The organism is Rhodoglobus sp. GW821-FHT12B09 (assembly GCF_058809925.1).
In genome coordinates this window covers 435,744-460,787 of record NZ_JBXATB010000002.1, presented here as the reverse complement: position 1 = coordinate 460,787, position 25,044 = coordinate 435,744, and the positions used below count along the sequence as shown (strand labels likewise).

General features: G+C 68.9%; 29 protein-coding genes and 1 other RNA gene. 19 read left to right on the top strand and 11 right to left on the bottom strand.

The window, feature by feature from the left end; all coding sequences use genetic code 11:
• Positions 1-3: 3 nt before the first annotated feature.
• The 7 genes from AC1RTC_RS06780 to AC1RTC_RS06750 are packed head-to-tail and all read left to right on the top strand — an operon-like array spanning position 4 to position 4,413.
• Positions 4-348 (top strand): PadR family transcriptional regulator, encoded by a 345-nt coding sequence (locus tag AC1RTC_RS06780; RefSeq protein ID WP_493154715.1) that lies wholly within the window; start codon positions 4-6, stop codon positions 346-348.
• A 2-nt stretch (positions 349-350) separates the two neighbouring features.
• Positions 351-1,688, top strand: a complete 1,338-nt coding sequence (locus AC1RTC_RS06775) for a permease prefix domain 1-containing protein (protein ID WP_493154714.1) — start codon at positions 351-353, stop codon at positions 1,686-1,688.
• A 53-nt stretch (positions 1,689-1,741) separates the two neighbouring features.
• Complete coding sequence (locus AC1RTC_RS06770) at positions 1,742-1,903, top strand: hypothetical protein (RefSeq protein ID WP_493154786.1); 162 nt, start codon at positions 1,742-1,744, stop codon at positions 1,901-1,903.
• Positions 1,904-1,939: 36 nt separating this feature from the next.
• Entirely contained in the window at positions 1,940-2,290 is a 351-nt protein-coding gene (locus AC1RTC_RS06765) for a TadE/TadG family type IV pilus assembly protein (RefSeq protein ID WP_493154713.1), read from the top strand.
• A complete protein-coding gene (locus AC1RTC_RS06760) occupies positions 2,265-2,708 on the top strand; it encodes a hypothetical protein (RefSeq protein WP_493154712.1) in 444 nt (147 codons plus the stop codon). Before AC1RTC_RS06765 ends, AC1RTC_RS06760 begins: the two co-directional genes overlap by 26 nt.
• Entirely contained in the window at positions 2,705-3,130 is a 426-nt protein-coding gene (locus AC1RTC_RS06755; protein WP_493154711.1) for a pilus assembly protein TadG-related protein, read from the top strand. Before AC1RTC_RS06760 ends, AC1RTC_RS06755 begins: the two co-directional genes overlap by 4 nt.
• Positions 3,131-3,144: 14 nt before the next feature.
• Entirely contained in the window at positions 3,145-4,413 is a 1,269-nt protein-coding gene (locus AC1RTC_RS06750; protein ID WP_493154710.1) for a hypothetical protein, read from the top strand.
• On the opposite strand, the gene AC1RTC_RS06745 is transcribed toward AC1RTC_RS06750, so the two are convergent.
• The 6 genes from AC1RTC_RS06745 to AC1RTC_RS06720 are packed head-to-tail and all read right to left on the bottom strand — an operon-like array spanning position 4,379 to position 8,710.
• Positions 4,379-4,921 (bottom strand): hypothetical protein, encoded by a 543-nt coding sequence (locus AC1RTC_RS06745; RefSeq protein WP_493154709.1) that lies wholly within the window; start codon positions 4,919-4,921, stop codon positions 4,379-4,381. The genes AC1RTC_RS06750 and AC1RTC_RS06745 overlap by 35 nt on opposite strands.
• Complete coding sequence (locus AC1RTC_RS06740) at positions 4,918-5,496, bottom strand: hypothetical protein (RefSeq protein WP_493154708.1); 579 nt, start codon at positions 5,494-5,496, stop codon at positions 4,918-4,920. The genes AC1RTC_RS06745 and AC1RTC_RS06740 overlap by 4 nt, the downstream gene beginning before the upstream one ends.
• On the bottom strand, positions 5,493-6,095 hold the full coding sequence (locus AC1RTC_RS06735) for a hypothetical protein (RefSeq protein WP_493154707.1): 603 nt from the start codon (positions 6,093-6,095) through the stop codon (positions 5,493-5,495). The genes AC1RTC_RS06740 and AC1RTC_RS06735 overlap by 4 nt, the downstream gene beginning before the upstream one ends.
• An 8-nt stretch (positions 6,096-6,103) precedes the next feature.
• Positions 6,104-6,745 (bottom strand): LysE family translocator, encoded by a 642-nt coding sequence (locus AC1RTC_RS06730; protein ID WP_493154706.1) that lies wholly within the window; start codon positions 6,743-6,745, stop codon positions 6,104-6,106.
• A gap of 9 nt (positions 6,746-6,754) precedes the next feature.
• The gene (locus AC1RTC_RS06725) at positions 6,755-8,014 is read right to left on the bottom strand and encodes an MFS transporter (protein WP_493154705.1); all 1,260 of its coding nucleotides are present in this window, start codon (positions 8,012-8,014) and stop codon (positions 6,755-6,757) included.
• A 15-nt stretch (positions 8,015-8,029) separates the two neighbouring features.
• Positions 8,030-8,710: a hypothetical protein gene (locus tag AC1RTC_RS06720; protein WP_493154704.1), complete on the bottom strand. Its 681-nt coding sequence runs from the start codon at positions 8,708-8,710 to the stop codon at positions 8,030-8,032.
• A 97-nt stretch (positions 8,711-8,807) separates the two neighbouring features.
• Between AC1RTC_RS06720 and prfB the strand changes: the two genes are divergently transcribed.
• From prfB to smpB, 4 genes are all read left to right on the top strand, one after another.
• Positions 8,808-9,917 carry a peptide chain release factor 2 gene (gene prfB / locus AC1RTC_RS06715; RefSeq protein WP_493154703.1) on the top strand — a complete coding sequence of 370 codons (1,110 nt, stop codon included), beginning with the start codon at positions 8,808-8,810 and terminating at the stop codon, positions 9,915-9,917.
• Positions 9,918-9,991: 74 nt separating this feature from the next.
• The gene (gene ftsE, locus AC1RTC_RS06710) at positions 9,992-10,729 is read left to right on the top strand and encodes a cell division ATP-binding protein FtsE (RefSeq protein ID WP_493154702.1); all 738 of its coding nucleotides are present in this window, start codon (positions 9,992-9,994) and stop codon (positions 10,727-10,729) included.
• Positions 10,726-11,643, top strand: a complete 918-nt coding sequence (gene ftsX / locus AC1RTC_RS06705; protein WP_493154701.1) for a permease-like cell division protein FtsX — start codon at positions 10,726-10,728, stop codon at positions 11,641-11,643. Before ftsE ends, ftsX begins: the two co-directional genes overlap by 4 nt.
• A gap of 56 nt (positions 11,644-11,699) precedes the next feature.
• Positions 11,700-12,179 carry an SsrA-binding protein SmpB gene (smpB, locus tag AC1RTC_RS06700; RefSeq protein WP_493154700.1) on the top strand — a complete coding sequence of 160 codons (480 nt, stop codon included), beginning with the start codon at positions 11,700-11,702 and terminating at the stop codon, positions 12,177-12,179.
• Positions 12,180-12,322: 143 nt separating this feature from the next.
• On the opposite strand, the gene AC1RTC_RS06695 is transcribed toward smpB, so the two are convergent.
• Positions 12,323-13,006, bottom strand: a complete 684-nt coding sequence (locus AC1RTC_RS06695) for an SIMPL domain-containing protein (protein ID WP_493154699.1) — start codon at positions 13,004-13,006, stop codon at positions 12,323-12,325.
• 119 nt (positions 13,007-13,125) lie between these two features.
• Between AC1RTC_RS06695 and AC1RTC_RS06690 the strand changes: the two genes are divergently transcribed.
• On the top strand, positions 13,126-14,493 hold the full coding sequence (locus AC1RTC_RS06690) for an APC family permease (protein ID WP_493154698.1): 1,368 nt from the start codon (positions 13,126-13,128) through the stop codon (positions 14,491-14,493).
• Here the strand turns inward: AC1RTC_RS06690 and AC1RTC_RS06685 are convergent.
• On the bottom strand, positions 14,490-15,428 hold the full coding sequence (locus AC1RTC_RS06685; protein WP_493154697.1) for a Dyp-type peroxidase: 939 nt from the start codon (positions 15,426-15,428) through the stop codon (positions 14,490-14,492). The genes AC1RTC_RS06690 and AC1RTC_RS06685 overlap by 4 nt on opposite strands.
• A gap of 107 nt (positions 15,429-15,535) precedes the next feature.
• On the opposite strand from AC1RTC_RS06685, the gene ssrA reads away from it, so the two are divergent.
• Positions 15,536-15,928: a transfer-messenger RNA gene (gene ssrA / locus AC1RTC_RS06680) on the top strand.
• 55 nt (positions 15,929-15,983) lie between these two features.
• On the opposite strand, the gene AC1RTC_RS06675 is transcribed toward ssrA, so the two are convergent.
• Entirely contained in the window at positions 15,984-17,426 is a 1,443-nt protein-coding gene (locus tag AC1RTC_RS06675; protein WP_493154696.1) for an NAD-dependent succinate-semialdehyde dehydrogenase, read from the bottom strand.
• Between the two features lie 135 nt (positions 17,427-17,561).
• Here AC1RTC_RS06675 and AC1RTC_RS06670 point away from each other — a divergent pair, with 135 nt between their 5' ends.
• Positions 17,562-18,203 carry a ThuA domain-containing protein gene (locus tag AC1RTC_RS06670; RefSeq protein ID WP_493154695.1) on the top strand — a complete coding sequence of 214 codons (642 nt, stop codon included), beginning with the start codon at positions 17,562-17,564 and terminating at the stop codon, positions 18,201-18,203.
• Here AC1RTC_RS06670 and AC1RTC_RS06665 read toward each other — a convergent pair.
• The gene (locus AC1RTC_RS06665) at positions 18,200-19,147 is read right to left on the bottom strand and encodes an aldo/keto reductase (protein WP_493154694.1); all 948 of its coding nucleotides are present in this window, start codon (positions 19,145-19,147) and stop codon (positions 18,200-18,202) included. The two genes, AC1RTC_RS06670 and AC1RTC_RS06665, sit on opposite strands and share 4 nt — an antisense overlap.
• Positions 19,148-19,242: 95 nt before the next feature.
• Here AC1RTC_RS06665 and AC1RTC_RS06660 point away from each other — a divergent pair, with 95 nt between their 5' ends.
• The 4 genes from AC1RTC_RS06660 to AC1RTC_RS06645 all read left to right on the top strand — a co-directional run bounded on the left by AC1RTC_RS06660 (position 19,243) and on the right by AC1RTC_RS06645 (position 23,482).
• Positions 19,243-20,262, top strand: a complete 1,020-nt coding sequence (locus AC1RTC_RS06660) for a hydroxyacid dehydrogenase (protein ID WP_493154693.1) — start codon at positions 19,243-19,245, stop codon at positions 20,260-20,262.
• Between the two features lie 125 nt (positions 20,263-20,387).
• Entirely contained in the window at positions 20,388-21,698 is a 1,311-nt protein-coding gene (locus AC1RTC_RS06655; RefSeq protein WP_493154692.1) for an ABC transporter substrate-binding protein, read from the top strand.
• 36 nt (positions 21,699-21,734) lie between these two features.
• Positions 21,735-22,637, top strand: coding sequence for a carbohydrate ABC transporter permease (locus AC1RTC_RS06650; protein WP_493154691.1), 903 nt, complete (start codon positions 21,735-21,737; stop codon positions 22,635-22,637).
• Positions 22,634-23,482 carry a carbohydrate ABC transporter permease gene (locus AC1RTC_RS06645; RefSeq protein WP_493154690.1) on the top strand — a complete coding sequence of 283 codons (849 nt, stop codon included), beginning with the start codon at positions 22,634-22,636 and terminating at the stop codon, positions 23,480-23,482. Before AC1RTC_RS06650 ends, AC1RTC_RS06645 begins: the two co-directional genes overlap by 4 nt.
• Here the strand turns inward: AC1RTC_RS06645 and AC1RTC_RS06640 are convergent.
• Positions 23,479-24,522, bottom strand: a complete 1,044-nt coding sequence (locus tag AC1RTC_RS06640; RefSeq protein ID WP_493154689.1) for a LacI family DNA-binding transcriptional regulator — start codon at positions 24,520-24,522, stop codon at positions 23,479-23,481. The genes AC1RTC_RS06645 and AC1RTC_RS06640 overlap by 4 nt on opposite strands.
• A 65-nt stretch (positions 24,523-24,587) precedes the next feature.
• On the opposite strand from AC1RTC_RS06640, the gene AC1RTC_RS06635 reads away from it, so the two are divergent.
• The gene (locus AC1RTC_RS06635) at positions 24,588-25,043 is read left to right on the top strand and encodes a DUF8821 family protein (protein ID WP_493154688.1); all 456 of its coding nucleotides are present in this window, start codon (positions 24,588-24,590) and stop codon (positions 25,041-25,043) included.
• Position 25,044 lies beyond the last annotated feature (1 nt).

The following is a 25,044-nucleotide window of genomic DNA, read 5'->3' as shown; positions in this document are numbered from 1 at the left end:
CTCGTGAACATCGACAAGGACCTCGTCGCCGCCATGGCGACGCCGCTCGTCCTCGCGATCCTCGTCGAGGGCGAGAACTACGGCTACGCCATCCTCAAGCGGGTGCGCGAGCTCTCCGGCGGCGAGCTGGAGTGGACCGACGGCATGCTCTACCCGCTCCTCCACAGGCTCGACCGCCTCGGCTATGTCAGCACCGAGTGGGGCGTCTCGCCCGAGGGCCGTCGCCGCAAGTACTACAAGATCACCGAGACCGGTCGTGCGCAGCTCGCCGAGCAGCGCCGCCAGTGGGACACCGCCACCCGCACCCTGGGCGGCCTATGGGGCCTCGCCGCCCCGGCGGGAGCGTAAGCATGGACGCCGAGACCGAGAACCAGATCGCCGGATGGCGCGCCGCCATCCTTCGCGGCCGTGCCGTGGATGCCGCCGACGCCGACGAGCTCGAGGGCCACCTGCGGGAGCAGGTCGCCGACCTCGAGACGGCCGGACTCGCCCCCGACGAGGCGTTCCTCATCGCCGTGAAGCGGCTCGGCGAGGTGGATGCCCTCACCGCCGAGTTCGCCCGCGAGCACAGCGACCGCCTCTGGAAGCAGCTCGCGATCTCCCGCACCGACGGCGAGCCGCGCCAGCCTCTCGTGGTCGTGCTCGGGTTCGCCCTGCTCGCGGCGGTGCTGATCCAGGTCGGGCGCCTCCTCGCGGTCACGCCCGGCGCCGAGGCCAGCTGGTTCCTGCGGGACGTCAGCCTCTTCGTGCTGCCGGTGCTCGCCGCGTACTTCGCAGTGCTGCGCCGGATGCCGGTGGCGCGGGCTCTCGCGCTGCTGGCCGTCGTGGCGGCGCTCGCGGCGGTGGTGACGCTGTTCCCGTTCGAGTCGGACTCGGCCACGGGCATCCTCGTCGCGATCCACCTGCCGATCGTGCTCTGGTTCGTGGTCGGTGTCGCGTACGTGGGCGGCGACCTGCGGTCATCCGCCCGCCGTATGGACTTCGTGAGGTTCACCGGCGAGTGGGTCATCTACTACGCGCTCATCGCCCTGGGCGGGGCGGTGCTGCTCGGTCTCACGAGCCTCATCCTCGCCCCGATCGCCCCGGACGCGATCGGCGAGGTCATGAACTGGGTGCTGCCCTCGGGCGCCGCCGGTGCCACTGTGGTGGCCGCCTGGCTGGTCGAGGCGAAGAAGAGCGTCATCGAGAACCTCGCCCCCGTGCTCACCGCGATCTTCACGCCGCTGTTCGCGGTGATGCTGCTCGTGGCCGCGGTCGGCTACGCGGCGGTGGGGATCGGGCGCGAGTTCGACCGCGACCTGCTCGCGGTGTTCGATGTGCTTCTGCTCGTGGTGCTCGGGCTGGTGGTCTACGGGATCTCCGCGCGGGAGTCGGGCCGAGGCATCCGGACCATGGACGTTCTGAGGCTCGTCGCGGTCGTCGCGGCGATCGTGCTCGACGTGCTGGTGCTCGTGTCGATGCTGGCGCGGGTGGGGGAGTTCGGCTTCACGGCCAACCGTGTCGCGGCGCTCGGCCTGAACGTGCTGCTGCTCGTGAACCTCGCGGTCACGGCCTACCTCATCGCGCGCGTGCTGCAGGGGCGGCCGGCGGTGCACGTCGAGCGCTGGCAGACCGGGTACCTGCCGGTGTTCGCGGGATGGGTGCTGCTCATGGTCGTGGCGCTGCCGCCGGTGTTCGGGTTCGCGTAGGGGCTGTGGACAGTCGGCGGGCCCGCGTGGCCCGCCGAACCACGATGGTCTGCATGAGCCGACTTCCTTCCCTCTCTGACGACCGCGGTGACGTTCCCGGCTGGGTGCTCATCACCCTCATGACCGCGGGCCTCGTCATCATCATCTGGGGCCTCGCCGGACCGGCACTGAGCGCCGTGTTCCAGCAGGCCATCGAGCGCGTCACCGGGTTCTGAGTGCGCCGGGTACTGAACGACGAGTCCGGTTCGGCCGTGGCCGAGTTCGTCATGGTCGGCGCTCTCCTCACGGTACTGACCCTCGGCGTGCTGCAGCTCGGGCTCGCGCTGCTCGTGCGCAACACGCTCGTCGATGCGGCCGCGGAGGGCGCCCGGTTCGGGGCGCTCGCCGACAACTCCGCGAAAGACGGCGTCGCGCGCACGGCCGACCTGATCTCGACCGCGCTGGGCGAGCAGTACGCGCGGGATGTCACGGCCGCCACCGGCTCGTACCTGGGCCGCCGCGCGCTGATCATCACCGTGCGGGCGCCCCTGCCGCTCGTCGGGCTGCTCGGACCCACGGCTCTGGAGGTGTCGGGCCATGCCGCGGTCGAGTCGCTTCGCTGACGATCGGGGCTCGGCATCGCTGGAGTTCCTGACGGTCGGCCTCCTGCTCCTCGTGCCGACCGTGTACCTCGTTCTCACGATGGCCAGCATCCAGGCCGCCGCGTTCGCCGTGGAGGGCGCCGCCCGGCAGGCGGCGCGAGTGTTCGTGCAGGCCCCCGACCTGCCCTCCGCGAAGGCCAGCGCGGCACGGGCGCTGGAGTTCGCGCTGGCCGACCACGGCATCACGGAGAAGGCGAAGCTCACGATCACCTGCACGCCCGCCGCCTGTCTCACCCGCCGCGCCTTCGTGACCGTCTCCGTCGACCTCCGCGCCGCCCTCCCGCTGGTGCCGCCCGTGCTCGTCGCCGAAGTCCCGCTCTCAGTGCCGCTGCACGCCACAGCGACCGGGCAGGTGTCGCGGTTCTGGGGTTCACGGTGAAGGACGAGCGGGGCTCCACCCTCCCGCTCACGATCTTCTACGGGCTGCTCGGTGTCGCGCTCGTCCTGCTCGTGGTCGCGGCGACCTCGCTCTACCTCGAGCGCAAGCGGCTGTTCACCCTAGCTGACGGCGCCGCCCTCGTCGGCTCCGAGGCCTTCGCGCTAGAGGAGGTGCTCGAGACCGAGAGGGGGTTCCGCCCGACTCTGCGGAGCCCGGATGTCGCGGCCGCCGTCTCCGCGTACGTCCGGAGCGTCCCTACCGCGGACTTCACGGGTCTGCGCGTCGAGCGGGCGGAGTCGGCGGACGGCCGCAGCGCAACGGTGCAGCTCTCCTCGCACTGGCACCCTCCCGTGCTCTCCCTGCTCGTGCCGGAGGGCCTCCGCATCGATGTGACCGCGGTCGCGAGGTCGGTGTTCACCTGACTAGCATCGAGAGCATGCTGCGCAGCCTCCGGGGGATCGGGCGGATCCTCGCCGCCAACTGGGCGCCGCTGCTGGCGTGGTACCTCGCGGGGCAGGTGGTCCGGGCATCCGTCATCGTCATTGCCGCTCCGCTCGGGGCGGAGAGCCCGCTCGCCGCGCTGCTTCTCCTGCCGATCGCCGCCTTGGCGCGCCTGGTCTCCTACATCGGGATGTTCCTGGTGCTGCGCCGCAGCCTGCCCGGCTACCGCGCCCTCGCCGGCGCCGACGTGCAGTTCACTACCGCGCGCGACACGATCGCGGAGTTCCTCCGCGTGCTGCTCGTCAGCATCGGCCCGTTCTTCACCCTGTACGCCCTCATCGGCCTCCTCTCCGACGATCTCGCCGCCTACGCGGGCCTCGCCTTCCGGTACGCCGGCCCGTTCGGGGAGAACTCGCACGTGCTCGACGTGGGCGACGGGCCGATCGTGGTCGCCGTCGTGGTGATCGCGTTCGCCGCGCGCATGCTGCTGAAGTTCTTCGGGCCGCGGCTGCCGGGCTGGACGGCGGTGCCCGGCATCTACCTCGAGGCCACGTGGGTGTTCGTGGCCCTCACCGGGATCAGCTCCGTGTTCGGCCCGATCGTCGAGTGGATCGGCAACCGGCAGGTCGTGCACTGGTGGAACGGCGCCCGCGAGTTCCTGGTGAACCTCGCGGCGCCCGTCCGGTTCGTGATCGAGGGCGTGGACTGGATCACCCCGGTGGCGCTGCAGCTCATCCTGCTGCCGCTGGCGTGGCTGTTCATCGCGAGCATCATCTACCTCCGGGCGCTCGGCACTGTCGTGGAGGACGCTCTGCCGGTATCGCGCCGCGTCGGCGAGCGGCTCAAGGCGGGGGCGAGCCGGATTCCACGGCTCCTGCGCCAGTACGGCTACCTGTTCACCGGCACCTGGGACGAGGTCGGGCGCCCCGCCGTGTTCTCGGGCCGGCTCATCCTGCGATCCGGTCTCGGGAATCTGGGGATCTTCCTCGTCGCCTACGCACTGCTCTTCGCGCTCACCCAGTGGGCCTACCGGCTGATCTTCGTCGCGGTCGGCGGGCACGACCTCTCCTACTGGTTCGTCGCGAACGAGGTGTTCAACCTCGTGATCACGTCGGTCACCGAGCCGCTGCGGGTCGCCCTGCTCGCGGCGGCCTTCGGCTATTGCCTGCAGCGCTGGGCAGCTGACCGGATGCCCCGGCTCGACGAACCCGCCGGCGCCGCGGCGCCCGCTACTCCCGAGGCAGCTCGAAGCGGTACGTCGTAGACCCCACGACCAGGTCGAGCGTCGCACTGGCGTAGACGCCGGCCGGGACCAGGAACACCTGCTCGAGCTCGAACGTCTCCTGGTCGTCGAGGAGGCAGATCGTGGTGCGGTCGTCGCCGACCTCGTACGCGAAGTCGCTCGGGGAGGTCACGGCCCGCCAGACCCGGTCGACACCCCCGGCGCGGCTTGTGAGCTCGGCGTCGCAGAAGTTGTTGTCGGGCACGGGCCCGACCACGGGCTCGGCGTCGACGAGGACGCCGATGAGGGAGCTGCCCGTCGGGATGCTGTTGGTGCCGGGCCCGGTCCCGGTGCCCGGGAACTCCTGGCTCGCGGTCACCGTGAAGCTGTAGCCGCCCGCCTCGATCGTCGTACCGGCACTCACGGGCACGACCTGCGGGGTGTGCGCGGCACGGTCGAGCACCGGCACGCCGACGAGGACGAACGCGAGCGCGGGCAGCGCGAGGACGATGACGATGAGCGCCACCAGGTTGCGGCGCAGCCAGGTCACTGGTCCACCACCGCTCGCTCGTCGATCCGCACCCGCGGGAGCACGTCGAGCCCGGTGAGGTCGACCACGATCGCCGGTACGGAGTCGAGTCGGGGATCGCCCGAGGAGAGGAGCACGATCGAGGCCTGCGAGGCGCCCGGCTCCTCGAGGGCGGAGCGCGGGATCTCGAACACGAGCGAGCCGCGCTGTGGGACGTCCGCGCCGTAGGAGAGCTGAAGCGGGGTGGGTGCGGGCAGGATGTCCGAGACGCGGTAGTGCACGTCGCCGATCCAGAGCTGCGAGTCGCCGAGCACGAGGGTGTCGAGGCGCGCAGTGAGCACGGTGTCGACCACCACCCACACCCCGTCGGTGCTCGTGTCGCCCGCGTCGTTGTACTTGACGTCGAGGTACTCCGCGAGCTCGACGGACTCGACAGTCGCGGTGAGGGTGCGGCCCGAGACGGTCTCGCCGACCCCGGCGCGCACCAGGATCGGTGCCGTGATGTCGTCGTTGTCGGGCGCCCCGGCGACCACCGCGGCGGAGGCCACGAGCGCGGCGACGACGAGGAGGCCGGCGGCCCAGCGCGGCAGGCTCATGCGCGCGTCCCGATCGTGGTGAGGATGCGCGCGGTCGGGCTCGTGGAGTAGGCCGTGTCGCCGAACCGCGGATCGTCCACGGCGAAGCGGTCGAACAGCCCGACGATGATCTCGTCGCCGTCCTTGACCGTGTCGTCGACCTTCCACGTGAACACCGCGTTGAGCGGGATGCCCGGCTGGAGGAACCCGACCTGGTTGCCGGTGCGGGGGTCGACGAGGCTCGCCTGGTCGTTCGCACTGACCTTCCCGTCCACGAGCACCCGGATCAGGTCGTAGGTGAGACCGCCGGTGCCCTTCGTCGTGTTGAGCAGCGTCGCCGCGACGACCAGGTACTGCTCGCCCTCGTCGGCGTCGAAGCTCTGACCGGGAGCACGGGTCGTGAGGTACACCGACGTGACCACCGTGTCGACCTCGCTGCCGTGGTGGGTCTCGCCGAGCTGCACCTTCGGCAGGGAGGTCACCGGGACGTCGTTGAATCCGCCGAGCGCGGCGATGCCGCCGACGACCACGACCACAGCGGCTGCGGCGATCGCCCAGGCGCGCCAGCGCCCGAGCGTGCGAGCGGGGGTTGCTGGGGCATCCGACACGCTCTCAGTCAATCAGACAACTAGTCCTTGCCGTGCCCGAGGAAGAGGGACGCCGTGCCGAGCCCGATCATCATCACGCCGCCGGTCGCGCCGAGGGTCGAGATGCGGCGCGGGGACTTGGCGAACCAGTCGCGCGCGAAGCCGGCCGCGAGCGCCCAGACGCTGTCGGTGAGGAGGGAGATCGCGATGAACAGCAGGCCGAGCAGCAGGAGTTGCGAGGGGATGCTGCCCGCGCCGTAGTCCACGAACTGCGGGAGCACGGCGATGAAGAACACGATCGTCTTGGGGTTGGAGACGCCGACCAGGAAGCCCTGTACGAGGAGGCGCGCCCTGCTCGAGGGGCGGACGGCGGCGGTGGCGGCATCGGCGCGGTCGCGGCGGTGGCGGATGGCCTGCACGCCGAGGTAGATGAGGTAGGCGGCGCCGACGATCTTGATGGCCGTGAACAGGATCGCCGACTCCGCGATGACAATGCCGACGCCGAAGGCCACGGCGACCACGACGACGAGCGCGCCGGCCGCGTTGCCCACGACGCTCAGGAGCCCGCCGATGCGGCCGAGCGACAGCGACCGGCCGATGACGAACAGCACGCTCGGGCCGGGCAGCAGGATGATCGGGATCGCCACCAGGGCGAACGCGATGAGGTTGGCGAGCGGGATCATTCGCCCATGTTAGTTGCGGCGCGGTCGCGGGATGTAGCGCGGCAGGAACCGCAGGAGGACGCCCGCGCCGATCAGGCCGAGAACTCCCATCGCGCCCGCGGCGATCGCGATCGACGAGACCGCCGTGATGCCCGCGAGCAGCAGTGGCGAGGCAGCGCCGCCGGAGTTGCCGGTGAAGCGCCACGCGCCGAGGAAGGGGGCCGGGTTGGACTTGTCGGCGAGGTCGGCGCCGATGGTCATGAGGATGCCGCTGCCGAGCCCGTTCGCGACGGAGAGCAGCATCGCCGCCCCGATGAACCACGCCGTGTTGGAGGGCAGGTCGTGGGTGAAGGCGAGCACGAGGTGCCCGATGCCCAGGCCGATCATCGAGGGCAGGGCGCTCGCGAGCCGGCCGAAGCGGTCCATGATCTGGCCGCCCGTGTAGAACAGGGCGAAGTCGACGGCCCCCGCGATGCCGATGATGATGGCGGTGCTGGTGTCGGCTAGTCCGATGCTCACCGCCCACAGCGGAAGGATCACCTGCCGGCTCGCCCGCAGGGCGCCGATGAGCGCCGCGCCGAGCCCGAGCTGCGAGAGCACCGCGCGGTTGTTGTAGATCGTGCGGAACAGCCCCGCCGACTCCTGCTCGACCAGCGCCTCGCCCTCTCGCATGTCGCGGCCGGCCAGTCGCACGGTCGTCACCCTGCCGAAGGTGGTGGTCGGGTCCGGCAGTGTGATGAGCACGATCGCGCAGCCGAGGCAGGCGACGATGTGGATCCAGAACGCGCTCGAGGCCGTGCCGGTGAGGTGGATGACGGCGGCGGTGATGAACGGCCCGATGAAGTAGCCCAGCCGGAAGGTGCCGCCGAGCGTCGACAGCGCGCGGGCGCGGTAGGCGAGCGGGACGAAGCTCGTCATGAAGGCGTGCCGGGCGAGGGCGAAGACGGCGGTCGCGAGCCCGATGAGCAGGATCCCGAACGACAGCGCGAGCGGGTTCGGTGCGATGACGCAGATCACGAGACCGACCACCGACAGCGCGGAGGCCCCGATCATCGCGGGGCGCTCGCCGACCCTCGCGATGAGCCATCCGCTCGGGATGTTCCCGAACAGCTCGCCCAGCGTCAGCACAGCGGCGACGAGGCCAGCGATCGCGAGCGTCGCGCCCAGGTTGTCGGCCGCGATGGGGATGATCGGGATGATCGCGCCCTCGCCGATCGAGAAGAGCAGCGTGGGCAGCAGGGCCGGGAGCGCGATCGAGCCCCAGCGGAAGGGTTGCTCGGAGGTCGACATCTCCTTCACGCTAGCTCAGTTGGCAGACCACCCCTTGTTGGTGCCGTCCGCGAAGGTGAGCAGCGCCGTCTTCGACCCCGAGGGGTTGGTGGCGGTGATGAAGAAGAACCACAGGTGGCGCAGGCAGTCAACGTTGGAGAACGTGTACGTCTCCTGCGGATCGCGCCCGGGCCACGTCTGGTCGAAGACCGGCGTGCCGCCTCCAGACTTCACGTGGACCGTCACGGAGTCCGGCGGAGCGTTCGAGACCGACCACGTCAGTGTCACGCCTCCGCTCGAGTTGCAGACGTCGTTCGTCGGGATCGCCGTGATGGAGTCGAACGACGGGAGGATGACGGGCGCCGGAGGAGCGGGCAGCGGGGGCACCGGCACGGGCGGAGCGGGCAGCGGCGGGGCCGGGTCGGGCGCGTTCGCGGGCGGAGCCGCGTCGGCATCGGGCTCTGCGACCGGCACGGGCGTCGGCGAGGCCGTCGGCGTGGGGCTCTTCGCCGGAAGCGGCGCCGCCACAACGGCGGTCGCGGCCGGGTGGGGAGCGGGCCCCGCGACCGGAGCGGGACCGCGCAGGATGAGCGGCGCGGCGATCGCGCCTCCCGCGACGAGGAGCACGAGCGCGCCGGCGGCGACGGCGGCGATAACGATCCGACGGCGCCGGGGAAGCACGGCGACGGGCTCCTGCGGCGGCTCCTCAAGCGACATGGACCAAGGATGCGCGCGCCGGGCGAGCCTGACCATGGGGGTTTCGGCCTATTTGAAAATGTTTCTGTTCCGGGGCTCGGGTAGGCTTGCTGCCGATATGGACGAGCTCGATTTCACCGACGACATCTCCGCGCTTCGCTCGACCTTCGCGGACATCCGCGCCGTCGTGGGGGTGGAGAAGCTCCAGGCGGAGATCGCGGACCTCAGCGAGCAGGCGGGAGTCCCCGACCTCTGGGACGACACCGACAAGGCGCAGAAGGTCACCAGCGCGCTGAGCCACAAGCAGGCGGAGCTCGCGAAGATCGCCTCCATCGAGTCGCGGCTCGACGACCTCGAGATCATGGTGCAGCTCGCCAACGAGGAGTCCGATGCGAGCGCGGCGGCGGATGCCCGTGCCGAGCTCACGAGCATCCAGAAGCTCCTCGGCGAGCTGGAGGTGCAGACCCTGCTGAACGGCGAGTGGGACGCGCATCCCGCTGTCATCACCATTCGTGCGGGCGCCGGCGGCGTCGATGCCGCCGACTTCGCCGAGATGCTGCAGCGCATGTACCTGCGCTGGGCGGAGAAGCACAAGTACCCGGTGACGATCATGGACACGAGCTACGCCGAGGAGGCGGGCATCAAGTCGTCAACGTTCGAGATCGACGCGCCCTACGCGTTCGGCACGCTCAGCGTCGAGGCCGGCACCCACCGCCTCGTGCGCATGAGCCCGTTCGGTGCCGCGGGCAAGCGGCAGACCAGCTTCGCGGCGGTGGAGGTCATCCCGCTCATCGAGGAGGCCGGGGCCATCGAGGTGCCCGAGTCCGACATCCGCGTCGATGTGTTCCGCTCGAGCGGGCCGGGCGGCCAGTCCGTCAACACGACCGACTCCGCCGTGCGCCTCACCCATCTCCCGACCGGGCTCGTCGTCTCGATGCAGAACGAGAAGAGCCAGATCCAGAACCGCGCGGCCGCGATGCGCGTGCTGCAGTCGCGACTGCTCATCCTGCAGCGCGAGCAGGAGGCCGCGGCGAAGAAGGAGCTCGCCGGCGTCATCACCGCGAGCTGGGGCGACCAGATGCGCTCCTACGTGCTCGCGCCGTACCAGATGGTCAAAGACCTCCGCACCGAGTACGAGGAGGGCAACCCCTCCAAGGTCTTCGACGGCGACCTCGACGGCTTCATCAACGCCGGCATCAAGTGGCGCAAGCGCGACGTGGCGGAGTAGCCGCCAACCTGTGAGTCTCGAAAGGGTGCGCGTCGCTCCGCGCCCCCGGGGAGGGGCTACCTAGGCTTTCCCCCGTGATTCGCTTCGATTCCGTCTCCAAGGCGTACCCAGGGACGACTCGACCCGCTCTCAACTCGGTGAGCCTCGAGATTCTCAAGGGTGAGTTCGTCTTCCTCGTGGGAGCCTCCGGCTCCGGCAAATCGAGCTTCCTGCGACTGATCCTGCGGGAGGAGACGCCCACCAAGGGCGCCATCCACGTGCTCGGCCAGCACCTCAACACTCTGCCCAACCGCAAGGTGCCGTACTTCCGGCGCAACCTCGGCGTCGTCTTCCAGGACTTCCGCCTGCTGCCCAACAAGACCGTGTTCGACAACGTCGCCTTCACGCTGCAGGTCATCGGCAAGAGCCGCGGCTTCATCCAAGAGGCGGTTCCGGATGCCCTCAAAATGGTCGGTCTCGCCGGAAAGTCCAACCGCTTCCCCCATGAGCTCTCCGGTGGCGAGCAGCAGCGTGTGGCGATCGCCCGGGCCGTGGTCAACAAGCCGGCGATCCTCCTCGCGGACGAGCCGACCGGAAACCTCGACCCCGCGACGTCCGCCGGCATCATGACCCTGCTCGAGCGCATCAACCTGAGCGGCACGACAGTGCTCATGGCCACGCACGACGCCGGCATCGTCGACCAGATGAAGCGCCGCGTCATCGAGCTCGTCACCGGCCAGATCGTCCGCGACGAGCGCCAGGGCGGGTACCAGACGCAGGCCGTGCCGGTGCAACAGGGGTTCGGCACCTTCACCTCGGAGGTCGCACCGTGAGGCTCGGGCTGATCCTCGGCGAGGCCAGCAACGGCCTGCGCCGCAACGTCTCGATGGTGATCTCGGTCATCCTCGTCACGTTCATCTCGCTCACCTTCGTGGGTGCCGCGATCCTGCTGCAGATGCAGATCGGCCAGATGAAGGGCTACTGGTACGACCGGGCCCAGGTCGCCGTCTACATGTGCACCGACGTGGACACGACGGGCAACTGCTCGCAGACCGAGGCCACGAAGACGCAGATCGCCGCGGTGGAAGACCTCCTCAACTCGCCGACGCTCAAGCCGTACATCGACAAGTACGAGTACGAGACGCACGAGCAGGCGTACCAGAACTTCCAGGACCAGCTCTCCGGCAGCCCGATCGCGAGCCTCGTGACTCCCGACGTGCTCAACGAGAGCTTCCGCGTGAACCTGAAGAACCCCGACGACGCGGACGTGCTCATCGAGAGCCTGTCGGGCCAGGCGGGGGTGCAGGACGTGCAGGACCAGCGCGGCTACCTCGACCAGATCTTCTCCGTGCTCAACGCCGCGAGTGCGACGGCCATCGGTATCGCGGTGCTCATGCTGATCGCCGCGGTGCTGCTCATCGCGACCACCATCCGGCTGAGCGCCTTCTCCCGACGGCGCGAGCTGGGCATCATGCGCCTGGTGGGGGCGTCCAACCGGTTCATCCAGACGCCGTTCATCTTGGAGGGCGTCTTCGCCTCGGTGATCGGGTCGGTTCTGGCTAGTGCTGCCGTCGTCGGCATCGTGCAGTTCTTCGTGCAGGGCGTACTCGTGAACACCCTCGGTGCCACGACGACCCTCGTCGGGCTCGGCGACGCGCTGACCGTCGTGCCGATCCTCATCGTCGTGGGCGCGCTGCTCGCGGCCGCCTCGGCGAGCGTCGCCATCAGTAGGTACCTGAAGGTCTGACCGCGCTGTAGACTGGCAGGCTCCCGAAACCGGGACCTACGACCAGAAAGACTGCAATGCCCAGGGAACGCGGCGAGAAGAAGGTTGTCGCCAGCAACCGCAAAGCGCGCCACGACTACACGATCGAAGACACCTATGAGGCCGGACTGGTCCTCACCGGTACCGAGGTGAAGTCGCTGCGCGCCGGTCGAGCGAGCCTCGTCGACGGCTACGGCTTCATCGAGGGCGGGGAGGCCTGGCTCGACGCCGTGCACATCCCCGAGTTCAACCAGGGCTCGTGGAACAACCACCCCGTGCGGCGCAAGCGCAAGATGCTGCTGCACAAGGCGCAGATCCTCAAGATCCACAACAAGATCAAAGAGGGCGGCTACACGCTCGTCCCCCTGAGCATCTACTTCAACGACGGCAACGCCAAGGTCGAGCTCGCCGTCGCCAAGGGCAAGCGCGAGTACGACAAGCGGCAGACCCTGCGCGAGCGCACCGACAAGCGCGAGGCAGACCGCGCCATGGCGGCGCGCAAGAACCTGGGCGACTGAGCTGGTTGAGTAAGGCGCTCTAGCGCCGGTATCGAAACCGGCTGATCAGCAGAGGGTTTCGATACGGCCGCGGGCGGCCTACTCAACCCGCCTATTTCGCGGTGACCGTTTCGATACGGCCGCGGGCGGCCTACTCAACCCGCCTATTTCGCGGTGAACCTCGCATCGACGACGGATGCCACGGCGATCTCCTCCGGCTTGAGCGCGAGTTGCGCTCCGCCGCCGGAGCTGTCGAACTGCGCCTTCATGGCGCCGCGCGCGAACATCGGCGGAGCGGGCACGGCACCGCCGGACGGGTCCCCGAGCATCCCCGGGTCCGCCAGGGCGATCGCGGTCACGGAGCCCAGGCCGATGCTCTGGGCGTAGACGCTGGCCTTGGCGACCGCGTCCTTCACCGCGCGTGAGCGGACCTCGACCGTGGCGCTGGTGCGCGTGGCGTCCGTGAGGTCCCACGTGATGGAGCCGACCGTGACGGCGTCGATGCCCGCGGCCGACTCGACCCAGCGGGCGAGCGCCTCGAAGTCCTTGAACTTCGCGCTGAAGTCCACGGCCGCGTGGAAGACGGGAGCGAGCTGCTTGCCCTCGTTGTTCCACGGGCGCTCCGACCAGACGCGCACGCTCTCGGACGACCACCAGGTGACGGGCCCGGCCTCCTTGTCGTAGAGGCTCTCGATGAGGTTGCGGAGGGCGTCGGACGCCTCGACGGCGCGCGCGAAGACGGCGTCGCGCTTGGGTCCGTCGGCGTGCACCGAGGCACTCGCGGTGGCGCGCTCGGCGGGGTACCACGCGGAGTACTCGCCCTGGACGGTGATGATCGTGTCGCTCATGCTCACAGTCTTCCAGAACGAGAAGTTTCAATGAGACCAATAGCTATCCACTCTGCGACCAAAGGAGTACGTTAGGCGGAAGCGCCCCTTGGAAAGCGCTTCCCACGAAAGGAACACCCTTGTCAGAGTCGACAACCCCGGTGCGGCTGAAGCGAGCACTGGGCACCCCCGCCCTCACCCTCTTCGGCCTCGCGTACATGCTCCCGCTCGCGATCTTCACGACCTACGGCCTCGTCACGCAGCTCACCGGCGGCCACCTCGCCGGAGCGTACTTCGTCACGACTATCGCAATGCTCTTCACCGCCTACAGCTACTCGAACATGGTGAAGGCCTACCCGGTCGCGGGCTCGGCGTACACCTACACGCAGAAGACGTTCGGTGCGCACCTCGGGTTCCTGACCGGCTGGACGCTGCTGCTCGACTACCTCGCCCTGCCGCTGCTGAACTACCTCATCATCGGGCTCTACCTGAACGAGGCGTTCCCGGGCATCCCGGCGTGGGTGTTCATCGTGGTGTCGGTGATCGTCGTAACTCTGCTCAACGTGATCGGCGTCCGCCTGGTGTCGGGCGCGAACCTCGCGCTCGTGGGCGTGCAGATCGTGTTCATCGTCGTCTTCGTGGCGGTGGCGCTCGGCTATGTGGCGACGAGCGGGCAGATGCCGGGCATCCTCGACCCGTTCTTCTCGGGCGGCACGACCGTCTCGAGCATCGCGTCCGGCGCCGCGGTTCTCGCTCTCGCGTTCCTCGGCTTCGACGCGGTCTCGACCCTCTCCGAGGAGGCGAAGGATGCCCGGCGCACCATCCCGCGGGCCATCCTGCTCGCGACACTCATCGGCGGCGTGCTGTTCATCGTCATGGCCTGGGTCGCGGGGCTCGCGTTCCCCGACTTCCAGAACTTCGCCGACCCGAACACCGCGTCGCTCGAGCTCATGACGCGCATCGGCGGGGGAGCGCTCACCGCGTTCTTCACGGCGGCGTACATCGCCGGCAGCTTCGCCTCGGCGATCACGTCGCAGGCGAGCGTCTCGCGCATCCTGTTCGCGATGGGCCGCGACGGCCAGCTCCCCAAGCGCGTCTTCGCGCAGCTGCACCCGCGCTTCCGCACCCCGTGGATCGCGGTGCTCATCGTGGGCGTCGTGGGGCTCCTCGGGGCGATCTTCATCCCGCTCGACATCGCCGCCTCGGTCATCAGCTTCGGCGCGCTGGTCGCGTTCAGCTTCGTGAACCTCGCGGTGATCAAGCACTACGTGATCGACGGGCAGCAGCGCACGGGGGTCGCGATCCTCAAGTACATCGTGGCGCCGGCCATCGGCTTCGCGCTGTCGGTGTGGCTGTGGACCTCGCTCGTGCAGCCCACGTTCACCTACGGCCTGATCTGGCTCGGGGTGGGCGTCGTCATCCTGCTCGTCATCACGCGGTTCTTCACCCGCAAGCCCCCGGTGATGGACCTGGCCGAGAGCGACCAGCTGGTGGTCGACGAGGCCTAGTCCGCCAGCGACTCGAGAAGGGTCAGCGAAGGCACGAAGTACGCGGAGCCCGTGACCGCCGTCGAGAAATCGAGGATGCGGTCATGGGCTCCTGCGGGCTCGCCGACGAACATGCGCTGCAGCATCCGCTCGATCACTGTCAGGTCTCCCGAATAGCCGATGAAGTAGGTGCCGAACTCGCCCGACCCCGGTCTGCCGAACGGCATGTTGTCGCGCAGGATGTCGTGCTCGGTGCCGTCCGGATCGGTGATCGTGGCGAGGTTCTTGTGCGAGCCCGGTGCGTCATCCAGTTCGACGTTGTCGGCCTTCGTGCGGCCGATGATGTGCTCCTGGATGCTCGTCGGCTGCCCGTTCCAGCCGTCGAGGTCGTGCAGGTACTTCTGCACCACGACATAGCTGCCGCCCTCGAACTGCGGGTCGTCGGCGATGAGGGTCGCCTGGGCCATCCCTCGGCCGGTCGGGTTCTCGGTGCCGTCGACGAAGCCGAGCAGGTCGCGCGAGTCGAAGTAGCGGAACCCCTGCACCTCGTCCTCGACGGTGATCGACGCCCCGAGCCTGTCGAGCAGGATGCGCTCGAACTCGAAGCACAGGTCCGCGCGCTGGGCGCGGATGTGGAAGAGCAGGTCGCCCGGGGTGGAGACCGCGGTGTGGGCGCGGCCCGACACGGCGGCGAACGGGTGCAGCTGGCGGGGCTTCCCGTCCAGGCCGAACCGGTCCCACGCATCGCTGCCGATGCCGACGATGCAGGAGAGCTGGCCATCGAGGTCGCGGAAGCCGACTGCCCTGGTGATCGACTCGACGTCGGCGATGACGGCACGCACCGCATCCTCCTGGCCGGGCACGATCGAGACCACGAGGAACACGGCGAAGGCGGAGAGCGGAGCGTCGACGCTCTGCGGGTCGATGGGGACGCGGTCGCCCTGCTGAGAGATCATGCCTGTACGGTATCGAAAATCCGGCGTATACTCGAAGGCTGCCTCTTCGGAGGCACATTGGAAACTCAACAGCGCGATAGTGACCCGTTCCTCTCACGGAACGCCATGGGGATGATCGGTTTCGACATTGCCTGCAAAACCGCGAGAAGCGGGTCGAGGACGCACGGTTATCTCGTAAACGATCCGTGCAAAAAATAAGTGCCAATTCAAACAGCACTGTCTCTGCCAAGGCTGACTTCGCCCTCGCGGCGTAGTCTCCTTCGCAACTAAGAGAGACCGTCAGCCCGGACTAGATCCCGATCCGGTTCCTGGCGTTATCAAGGGAACTAGCCGCACGTCTGTGTTTCAGGGGCGCGCGGGACACTAACTGATACTGGGCTTGTTGACCTGGATGCTCGTGGCAAAGGTCAGAGCCGAGTAGAACGCTTGCACGAGCTACACCCGTAGAAGGCGTGGAATTACAGCAGTGGACCGGGGTTCAATTCCCCGCATCTCCACCACGGGGTCACTATCGCGTTGTTGGGCCCGAGGCCCTGCATCTAGAGGCCTTGGCTTCTAGAGCCCTTGGGCGATGAGCTTCTTCACCATGTACTCCTCGACCGCCTCGGGCCCGCCCTCGGAGCCGTATCCCGACTGCTTGCGGCCGCCGAAGAACGTGTCGCGCGCGCCGACGCCGAAGCGGTTGACGCTCACCATCCCCGCGTCGAGCTGGGCCGGAACCCGCAGTGCGCGGTCAGCGGACTCGGTGAAGAGGTACGCGGCGAGCCCGAAGTCCACGGCGTTCGCACGGCGGATCACCTCGTCCTCGTCGGTGAACGTGCTCGTGACGGCGATCGGCCCGAACGGCTCGATCGACATGAGGTCTGCGTCATCCGGCACGTTCGTCAGCAGGGTGGGCCGCCAGTAGTAGCCCTCCGCGTCGTCCCCCGTTCCGCCCGCGGCGAGCGTCGCCCCGCGCGAGACGGCATCGTCGACCAGCGGCTGCATGGCCTGGAAGCGACGCGCATTGGCCAGCGGACCCATCTCGGATGCCTCATCCAGACCGTCGCCGACCGCGACCGCCTCGAGTGCCGCCGCATACCGCCTCACGAACTCGTCGTGGATCGACTCGTGCACGTAGAACCGGATGGGGGAGCCGCAGGACTGCCCGGAGTTGTGCAGCTTGCTCCCGACAGAGCCGGCGATGAGCGAGTCGAGGTCTGCGTCGTCGAACACCAGCACGGGCGCGTGGCCGCCGAGCTCCAGCATGATCGGCTTGACGTGGTCGGCGGCGGTGCGCGCGAGCAGCTTGCCCACGGCGGTTGAGCCGGTGAACGAGATCTTGCGGATGAGGGGGGAGGCGATCATCCGGTCGGAGATGGCGCCGGGGTCGCCGAACACCATGTTCAGCACGCCCGCGGGAAGGCCGGCGTCGTCGAGCGCGCGGGCGAGAGCGATAGCGCTCGCGGGCGTCTCCTCAGCGGGCTTGATCACGACCGTGCAGCCTGCGGCGAGGGCCGCGGCGACCTTGCGGCCGGGAACAGTGAGCGGGTAGTTCCAGGTGGTGAAGGCGGCGACCGGGCCCACGGGCTCGGAGACGAGCATCGTGCGTCCGTCGCCGGCGTCACCGGGCAGGACGGTGCCGAAGCGGCGCGGTCCCTCCGTGGCGAGTGACTCGATGATGTCGGCAGTGTAGGAGACCTCGTCGCGCGAGTCGCGGAGAAGCTTGCCGTTCTCAAGGGTCATCGCCAGGGCGATCTCCTCGGTGCGGTCGCGCAGCAGCTGGGCGGCGCGAAGGAGGATAGCGGTGCGGCGGTGCGGGGAGAGGTCCCGCCAGGCCGGGAAGGAGCGGGCAGCGGCCGTGACGGCGCGGTCCACATCGGCCTCGGTGGCCACCGGAACCGTGCCGATGACCTCCTTCGTCGCGGGGTTCTCAACGTCCACGGTCCCGCGGTCGGCGGCGGCGATCCACTCCCCGTCGATGAAGAGGAAGGTCGCGGGGAAGGCGGGAGCGATCATGGGTCAATCCTTGTCTGGTCGAGCCGGCGGCGCGCACCCGTCTCTGGAATGCGCTTGCCCACGAGCGAGCCTAGTACGGATGCGCGGGCTTTCGCAGTCGGCGGCAGGCGCATTCCGTCGACTAGCATCGGCTGCATGTCCCGCGTTCTCATCTTCTCCGGCGGGGGCGACCTCGTCGACCCCTGGCACCCCTTCGCCGTCACGTCGGCTCTCCTTGCCGATGTTCTGGCTGCGCCGGCGCGGTCGATCGAGATCACGACGTCGCTCGACCGCCTCCAGAGTCTTGACGCCGATCTTGTCGTGGTGAACGCAGGCAACGCCGAAGAGCCCACGCCCGGGGATGCAGCGGCCGCCGCCGCTCTCGGCGCGCACGTGCGCGGCGGTGGCGCCCTGCTCGCCATGCACGTCTCCTCGACCGCCTTCCCCGAGTCCGCGGTGTGGGAGTCGGTCATCGGCGCCCGCTGGGTGCGCGGTACCACGATGCACCCCGACCAGGGCCTAGCCGAGATCCGGGTCGATACCGATTCCCACCCCGTCGTCGCCGGAGTGCACGACTTCACCGTGTGGGACGAGCGGTACACCCACCTGCGCGTCGCCCCGGAGGTTCGCGGCCTCGCGTGGCACGAGCACGAGGGGGTCGAGCATCCGCTGCTCTGGGCGCGGGAGTACCAGGGCGGCCGTGTCGTCTACGACGCGCTCGGTCACGACGCCGCCTCCTACGAGAGTGCTGAGCACCGCGCGATCCTCGCGCAGGCGGGGGACTGGCTGCTGGGCTAGCGCCCGGCGTCCTGCCATGTCGACGGATCGAGCGGCACCTCGGCGACAGCCGTCCAGAGGGCGTCGGGGATGTTGACGGCGAGCAGTTCCTCGGTCGCGCGCAGGTCGGCGATCGTGCGCATCCCGATAATGGTCGAGTCCACGCGGGGGTCGCGGAGGGACCAGGCCAGTGCCGCGGCCGCGAGAGGCACTCCGGCGGCCGCGCACAGCTCCCCGATCTCGTTGGCCGCGCGGACCAGCTCGGCCGGGGCATCCCCGTAGGCGTACCGCCCGGGGTGGACAGGCCACCGGGTGAGGAGGCCGCCTCCGTACGGGGAAGCGTTGAGGACCCCCAGGCCGGCGTCGTGGGCCCGCGTCAGCAGCGCGTCGGCACCGCGGTCGACGAGGGTGTAGCGGTTGTGGGTGATGAGGGCCTCGAACAGCCCTGTGCCGACATAGCGCTCGAGCATGTCCGCCGGCCCGCCGGAGATGCCGATGTGGTCGACAAGACCCTCGTCGCGCAACGCCACCAGGGCCGCGACCGGGCCGTCGTCGGCCATCGAGGCCTCCCACGTCGTGTTCTCCGGGTCGTGCAGGTACACGAGCGGCAGCCGGTCGAGCCCGAGTCGCCCGAGCGACTCCTCGAGCGAGCGGCGCATTCGCGCTCCCGAGAAGTCGCCCGTCTGCATGTCGCGATCGACCTTGGTCTGGAGGAGGAAGTCCTCGGGAAGCCCGCCGTACTCCCGGATCGCGATGCCGATCCGGGTCTCGCTCTCCCCGAGGCCGTAGTTGTTCGAGGTGTCGAGCACGCGCACTGCCGGGCTCTCGAAGAGCGCGTGCGCGAGCTCGACGGAGTCGGCAAGGGGAGTGTCGGTACCGGCGCCGAAGGCGAGCCAGGTTCCGGTGCCGGCGGCGACGCGCGTCGCGCGCAGCCCGGTCGGGCCGAGCGTGTCGGATTTTGACACGGAGCGATCCACCTGTCTAAATGTGTCTTGCGCGGGAATGCGGTTGCCCGCCAGCGTACCGACCATCACGATCCGACGGCAAGGAGGCCCGGCAGATGCGCAAGGCCAACCCAGCACGCCGCCTCAGCGTCGCGTTCGCCATGGACGCCGGATTGCAGCACAGCCTCTTCGACGCCCGCTCCCTCGGCCGGCTCTCGGCCGTGGCCGCGCTCGAGAGCGGTATGACGATCACCGACTTCCGCGCCGCCGACCCCGCACTGCTCGCCTCGCTCGAGGTGCTCGTCACCGGCTGGGGCGCCCCGGCGATCGGCGCGGGCGAGCTCGAGCTCATGCCGCGCCTGCGGGCGATAGTCCACGCGGCGGGCACGGTGAAGGACCACCTCGAGCCCGCGGTCTGGGACCGCGGCATCCTGGTGACCACGGCGGCCGCGGCCAACGCCCACCCGGTCGCGGAGTACACGCTCGCGATGATCCTGCTCGCGGGAAAGGGCGTGCTGCCCATCGCCCGGGAGTATCTTGCCGATCCGGCGCTGAACGTCGTGGCGCGGCATCCCGCGATCGGCAACTACCGCAGAACCGTGGGAATCATTGGGGCGTCGAGCGTGGGGCGCCTCGTGATCGACCTGCTGCGGCCCTTCGACTTCGACGTGCTGCTGTACGACCCGATGATCGACGAGCGGGATCCGCTGCTCGCGGGCGTGCGCCTGGTGCAGCTCGACGAGCTGTTCGCGCTCTCGTCGATCGTGAGCGTGCACGCGCCCCTGCTGCCCGAGACGCGGGGGATGGTGGGCGCCCGGCAGCTGGCGCTCCTCGAGCCCGGCGCCACGCTCATCAACACCGCGCGAGCGCCCCTCGTCGATCAGGGGGCGCTGGCTGACGCCGTTGCGGCGGGAAGGCTCAAGGCCGTGCTCGACGTGACCGATCCCGAGCCGCTTCCCGCTGGCGACCGGCTGCGCTCCCTGCCGGACGTGCTGCTTACCCCGCATGTCGCCGGCGCGCTAGGCAACGAGCTCCTGCGCCTGGGCGAGAGCGCCGTGCTCGAGGTCGAACTGCTCGCTGCGGGTCGCCCGGCCGCCTTCCCGATCCGCAAGTCCGACCTCGCGGCGCGGGCATGACGCGCCGCCGGTTGACACGAAAGCCCAATCCGCATAGCCTGTGCGGAATGCGCATTCCCACCTTGGCGGGACCGCACGCCTGACCCCCTGCACCACCCACCACCCACATCAAAGGAGATGCTCCCGTGAACAAGAGAATCCTCGGCCGCGTCGCAGCTGCAGTCGGCATCATGTCGATCGCCGCCGGCGCCATGGCCGGATGCTCGCCCTCGACCGGTACGGACAGCGACGGCGGCCCCGTCGACCTGACCTTCGTGTCGTGGGACCCGAACATGGACAAGATCGTCGACACCTGGAACAAGGCCAACCCCGACATCCAGGTCAAGCTCAACGCCCCGAGCGAGAGCGCCGACGAGCTCGTCACCAAGTTCATCACGCAGCACAAGGCCGGAACGAACCCCGACATCGTCAAGGTGGAGTACCAGTCGCTGCCCGCACTCATCTCGAGCGGCGTTGTCGTCGACATCGACCAGTACGTGCCCGAGGTCGCCGACAAGTTCGACGCCGCCTCGCTCGCGCAGGTGCAGTTCGAGGACAAGACCTATGGAGTTCCGCAGGACTTCGCCCCGCTCGTCTTCTTCTACCGCCAGGACATCTTCGATTCGCTCGGCCTCACCGCTCCCACCACGTGGGACGAGTACGCGGCCGACGCGAAGACGATCCACGACGCCAACCCCGCCCAGTACCTCGGCACCTTCAGCGCCGGCGACCCGGGCTGGTTCGCCGGCCTCGCGCAGCAGGCCGGTGCCAACTGGTGGAGCGCATCGGACGACACCTGGACCGTCGGCATCAACGATGCGGCGAGCAAGAAGGTCGCAGACTTCTGGGGCGGCCTCATCAACGAGGGCGTCATCCAGGACCAGCCCTTCTGGTCCACCCAGTGGAGCTCGGACATGAACGACGGCACGCTCGTCGGCTGGGTGAGCGCCGCATGGGCGCCCGCGCAGTTCCCGAACATCGCCGCCGACACCGCGGGCAAGTGGACGGCTGCCGCCCTCCCGGCGTGGACCGCGGGCGACAAGGCGACGGGCATCTGGGGCGGATCCGCTATGGCCGTGACGAGCGACTCGAAGCACCCCGCTGAGGCCGCGAAGTTCATCGAGTGGCTCAACTCCAGCGAGGAGGCCCTCACGGCGCAGATCACCGACATCAACATCTACCCGGCGGCCACCGCTGGCCGGTCGCTGTCGGTGCTCGACAACCCGCCCCCGTTCATGTCGAACCAGGCCGACTACTACTCGTTCATCGGCACTGTTGCTCCGGAGGCGAAGAGCTTCGACATCTGGGGCCCGGACGCGACCGTGACGTTCGGAGCGTACAAGGACGGCTTCTCGACTGCCCTGCAGAACAAGACCAAGCTCTCCGACGCCCTCGACGCGATGCAGTCCGCGACCGTCGACGATATGACGAAGCTCGGCTTCACCGTCAAGGGCTAGCCTCGCCCGCGCATCCATGACCAACGAAGGACCCCCGTGACCACCCTCGCCCCCCGGCGCCGACGCCGGCTGCAGAGCAACACCCTCCCGGTGCTGCTCGTGGCCCCCGCGGTGATCCTCCTCGCGCTCTTCACCTTCGCGCCCGGCGTCTACGCGTTCATCCTGAGTCTGCTGCAGCAGAAGGTGAGCGGCGGCCTGTTCGGCGGCTCGACCACCGAGGTCTTCGTCGGCCTCCAGAACTACATCTCGGCGGTATCCGATCCCGAGCTCTGGGCCAGCATCGGGCGGATGCTCACCGTCGCCGTCATCGGTGTGCCGGCCACCGTCATCCTCGCCACTGTCTTCGCCCTGTGCCTCGATGCGAAGAACGCCCGGCTCGTCGGCCTCTCCCGCATTGTGATCTTCATCCCGTACGCGGTGCCCGGTGTCATTGCCTCGCTCCTCTGGGGCTTCCTGTACCTCCCGGCGACGAGCCCGATCGGCGGTGCTGTCGTCGACTACTTCGGCTCGACCACGATCTTCTTCTCGGTCGCCAACATCGCGGTCTGGGGCGTGGTCGGCTTCAACATGGTGGTGCTGTACACCGCGATCCGCGGCCTGCCCGCCGAGATCTATGACGCCGCGCAGATCGACGGCGCAAGTGAGCTGCAGATCGCGCTGCGGATCAAGCTGCCCCTCATCCGGCCAGCGATGGTCCTCGTCGGCCTGTTCTCGGTGCTCGGCGCCCTGCAGCTCTACAACGAGCCGACCACGCTGCGGCCCCTCGCCAACGCCATCACGTCGAGCTGGGTGCCGCTCATGAAGGTCTACAGCGACGCGTTCGTCACCAACGACATCTACGAGGGGTCCGCGACCGCCCTCATCATCGTCGCCCTCACCATCGGAGCAACCCTCGTGATCAGTGCCATCGGCAACCGCTTCAGCAGGAGCGGCGAGTGATCCGCGAAGCCCGTCGGGGCGGCCTCATCCCGACCCTCGTCCTGCTCGTAGGGGCGGTGTACTGCCTGGTCCCAGTGGCGTGGATCGTCGTGGCGTCCACCAAGTCCAACGCGGAGCTATTCTCCACCTCGACGTACCTGCCCTCGTTCACCGGCAGTTTCTGGGCGAACATCGCCGGTCTCTTTGCCTACCAGGACGGCATTTTCGCGCGCTGGGCTGTCAACTCGATCATCTACGCGGTCGGCGGCGGCGTGCTCTCCACCCTCGTCGCGGCGGCCGCCGGCTACGCGCTGGGCAAGTACCGATTCAAGGGATCCACCCTGATATTCCGCTTCATCGTTGCCGGGGTGCTGCTGCCCGCGATCGTGCTCGCGATCCCGCAGTACCTGCTCCTGGCCCGCTTCGGGATGACCAACAACTACGCCTCCGTGCTGCTGCCGCTGCTCGTGAGCCCGTACGCGATCTTCCTGTGCAAGATCTACGCGGAGTCGTCCATCCCCACCGAGCTCATGGAGGCGGCCCGCATCGACGGCGGCAGCGAGTTCCGCATCTTCACCGCGGTTGGCCTGCGGCTCATGGCCCCCGCGCTCGTCACGGTGTTCCTTCTGCAGTTCATCGGGATCTGGAACAACTTCCTGCTTCCCTCGGTGATGCTGAGTGACAACGAGCTCTACCCACTGACCCTGGGCCTGTACGGCATGCTGCGCGTGAGCGGCGGGCAGGCCGCGCTCTACTCCTTCGTGATCATGGGCGCGCTCATCGCTATCGTGCCCGTCGTGATCCTGTTCCTGTCGCTCCAGCGCTACTGGCGCCTCGACCTCATCAGCGGCGGCGTGAAGGCCTAGTTCAGGCGCGGCGTCGAGTCGCGCAGCACGACCGTCGCGACGATCGTCTTGCCCGCCCCCGGCTCCGCCGTGATGCGGGCGATGGCCTCGCGGCCGACCTCCACGAGCGGCACCCGCACGGTGGTGAGTCCGGGCACGACGTCGCGCAGCGAACGAATGTCGTCGAATCCTGCAACGGCGACCTCTTCGGGCACCCGGATGCCGCGGCCCCTGAGCCCCGCGATCGCCCCCAGTGCCATCTCGTCGTTGACGGCGAAGAGCAGCTCGGTCTCGGCGAGCTGGTTGTCGTCCATGGCCTGCACGGCGTCATACCCGCCCTCCCAGCTGAACGCGGAGTAGTGCACGCGATCGGCGGCAAGGTCGAGCGAGCGGTCACCGAGGCCGAGGCGGAACCCCTCGACGCGGTCGCGCGTGGCCACGAGCTCCTCCTCGCCGCCGAGCACCCGGAATGAGGTGTAGCCGAGGCGCACGAGGGCCGAGGCGAGCCGGCGGGCACCGCCCAGGTTGTCGAGGTCGACCGTGTCGAAGGGCAGGTCGCTGCGGCTGACGAGCACGACGCGGCCCCCCGTCTCCTCGAACATCGTGAGCTCGCGGACGAGCGCCTCGGAGAGCGCGGAGTCGACATAGCCGCTGCCGGCGAGGATCACGGCGAGGGCATGCTGCCCGCGAAGCTGCCGGACGAGCTCGATCTCGCGCTCCACGCTGCGGTCGGTCACGGCGATGGTGACCCGGAGCCCCTCGGACTCGGCGGCCGTCATGACCGCCGCTGCCATCGAGGAGAAGTAGGCGTCCGCGATATCGCTCACGAGCAGCGCGACGGTGGTCGAGGTGCCCCGGGCGACGGTCTGCGCAGACAGGTTCGCCGTGTAGTTGAGGCGGGCCGCCGCGGCGAGCACCCGCTCGCGCAGGGCGTCGTCGACCTTGCGCGCGCTGCCGTTGAGGCATCGGGAGGCAGTGGACTGCGAGACTCCGGCTTCCCGGGCGACATCCGAGAGCGTTACGGGCCTGCGGCGGTCTGTATCGGTGTCGGCGCGGGCCATTGGGCAAGCCTATTCCAGCAGGAACGGAGAAGTCCCGCACCGCACGAGCGACCTACGCTTGCACCATGATCGTTGATTTCGTCACCGTTTCGACCGCGGGCCTCGAGTCCAGCCCCGTCGTCGGCGCCCTTGCCGGCCTGCGCGCGAACGAGGCCCGGTACTTCAAGAACAAGTACGACCACGATTTCGACGTCTCTGCCGCTGCGGAGGACCCGGAGACGCTCGAGTACATCGAGCGCGTGCTAGCGACGGAGCGCGACCTGCACATTGCGTCGACGCCCCTCGAGGTGACCCAGTTCGTGGTCGACGGCCTGAAGATGTCGTACGTGTTCTACGAGTCGGGGCTCTCGATCAACGTCATGTACGCGCTGGAGGACGGCGGCAAGCGCGCCGTGGGCTTCAAGCTGTCCGACGGCATGGAGGTCCCCGGCGAGCTCTCCGCCTTCAAGTTCGCGCGGCAGAAGTCAAAGCTCGCCGGGACGATCCGCGGCTCCTACTTCGTCATCAAGGGCACCTACTAGC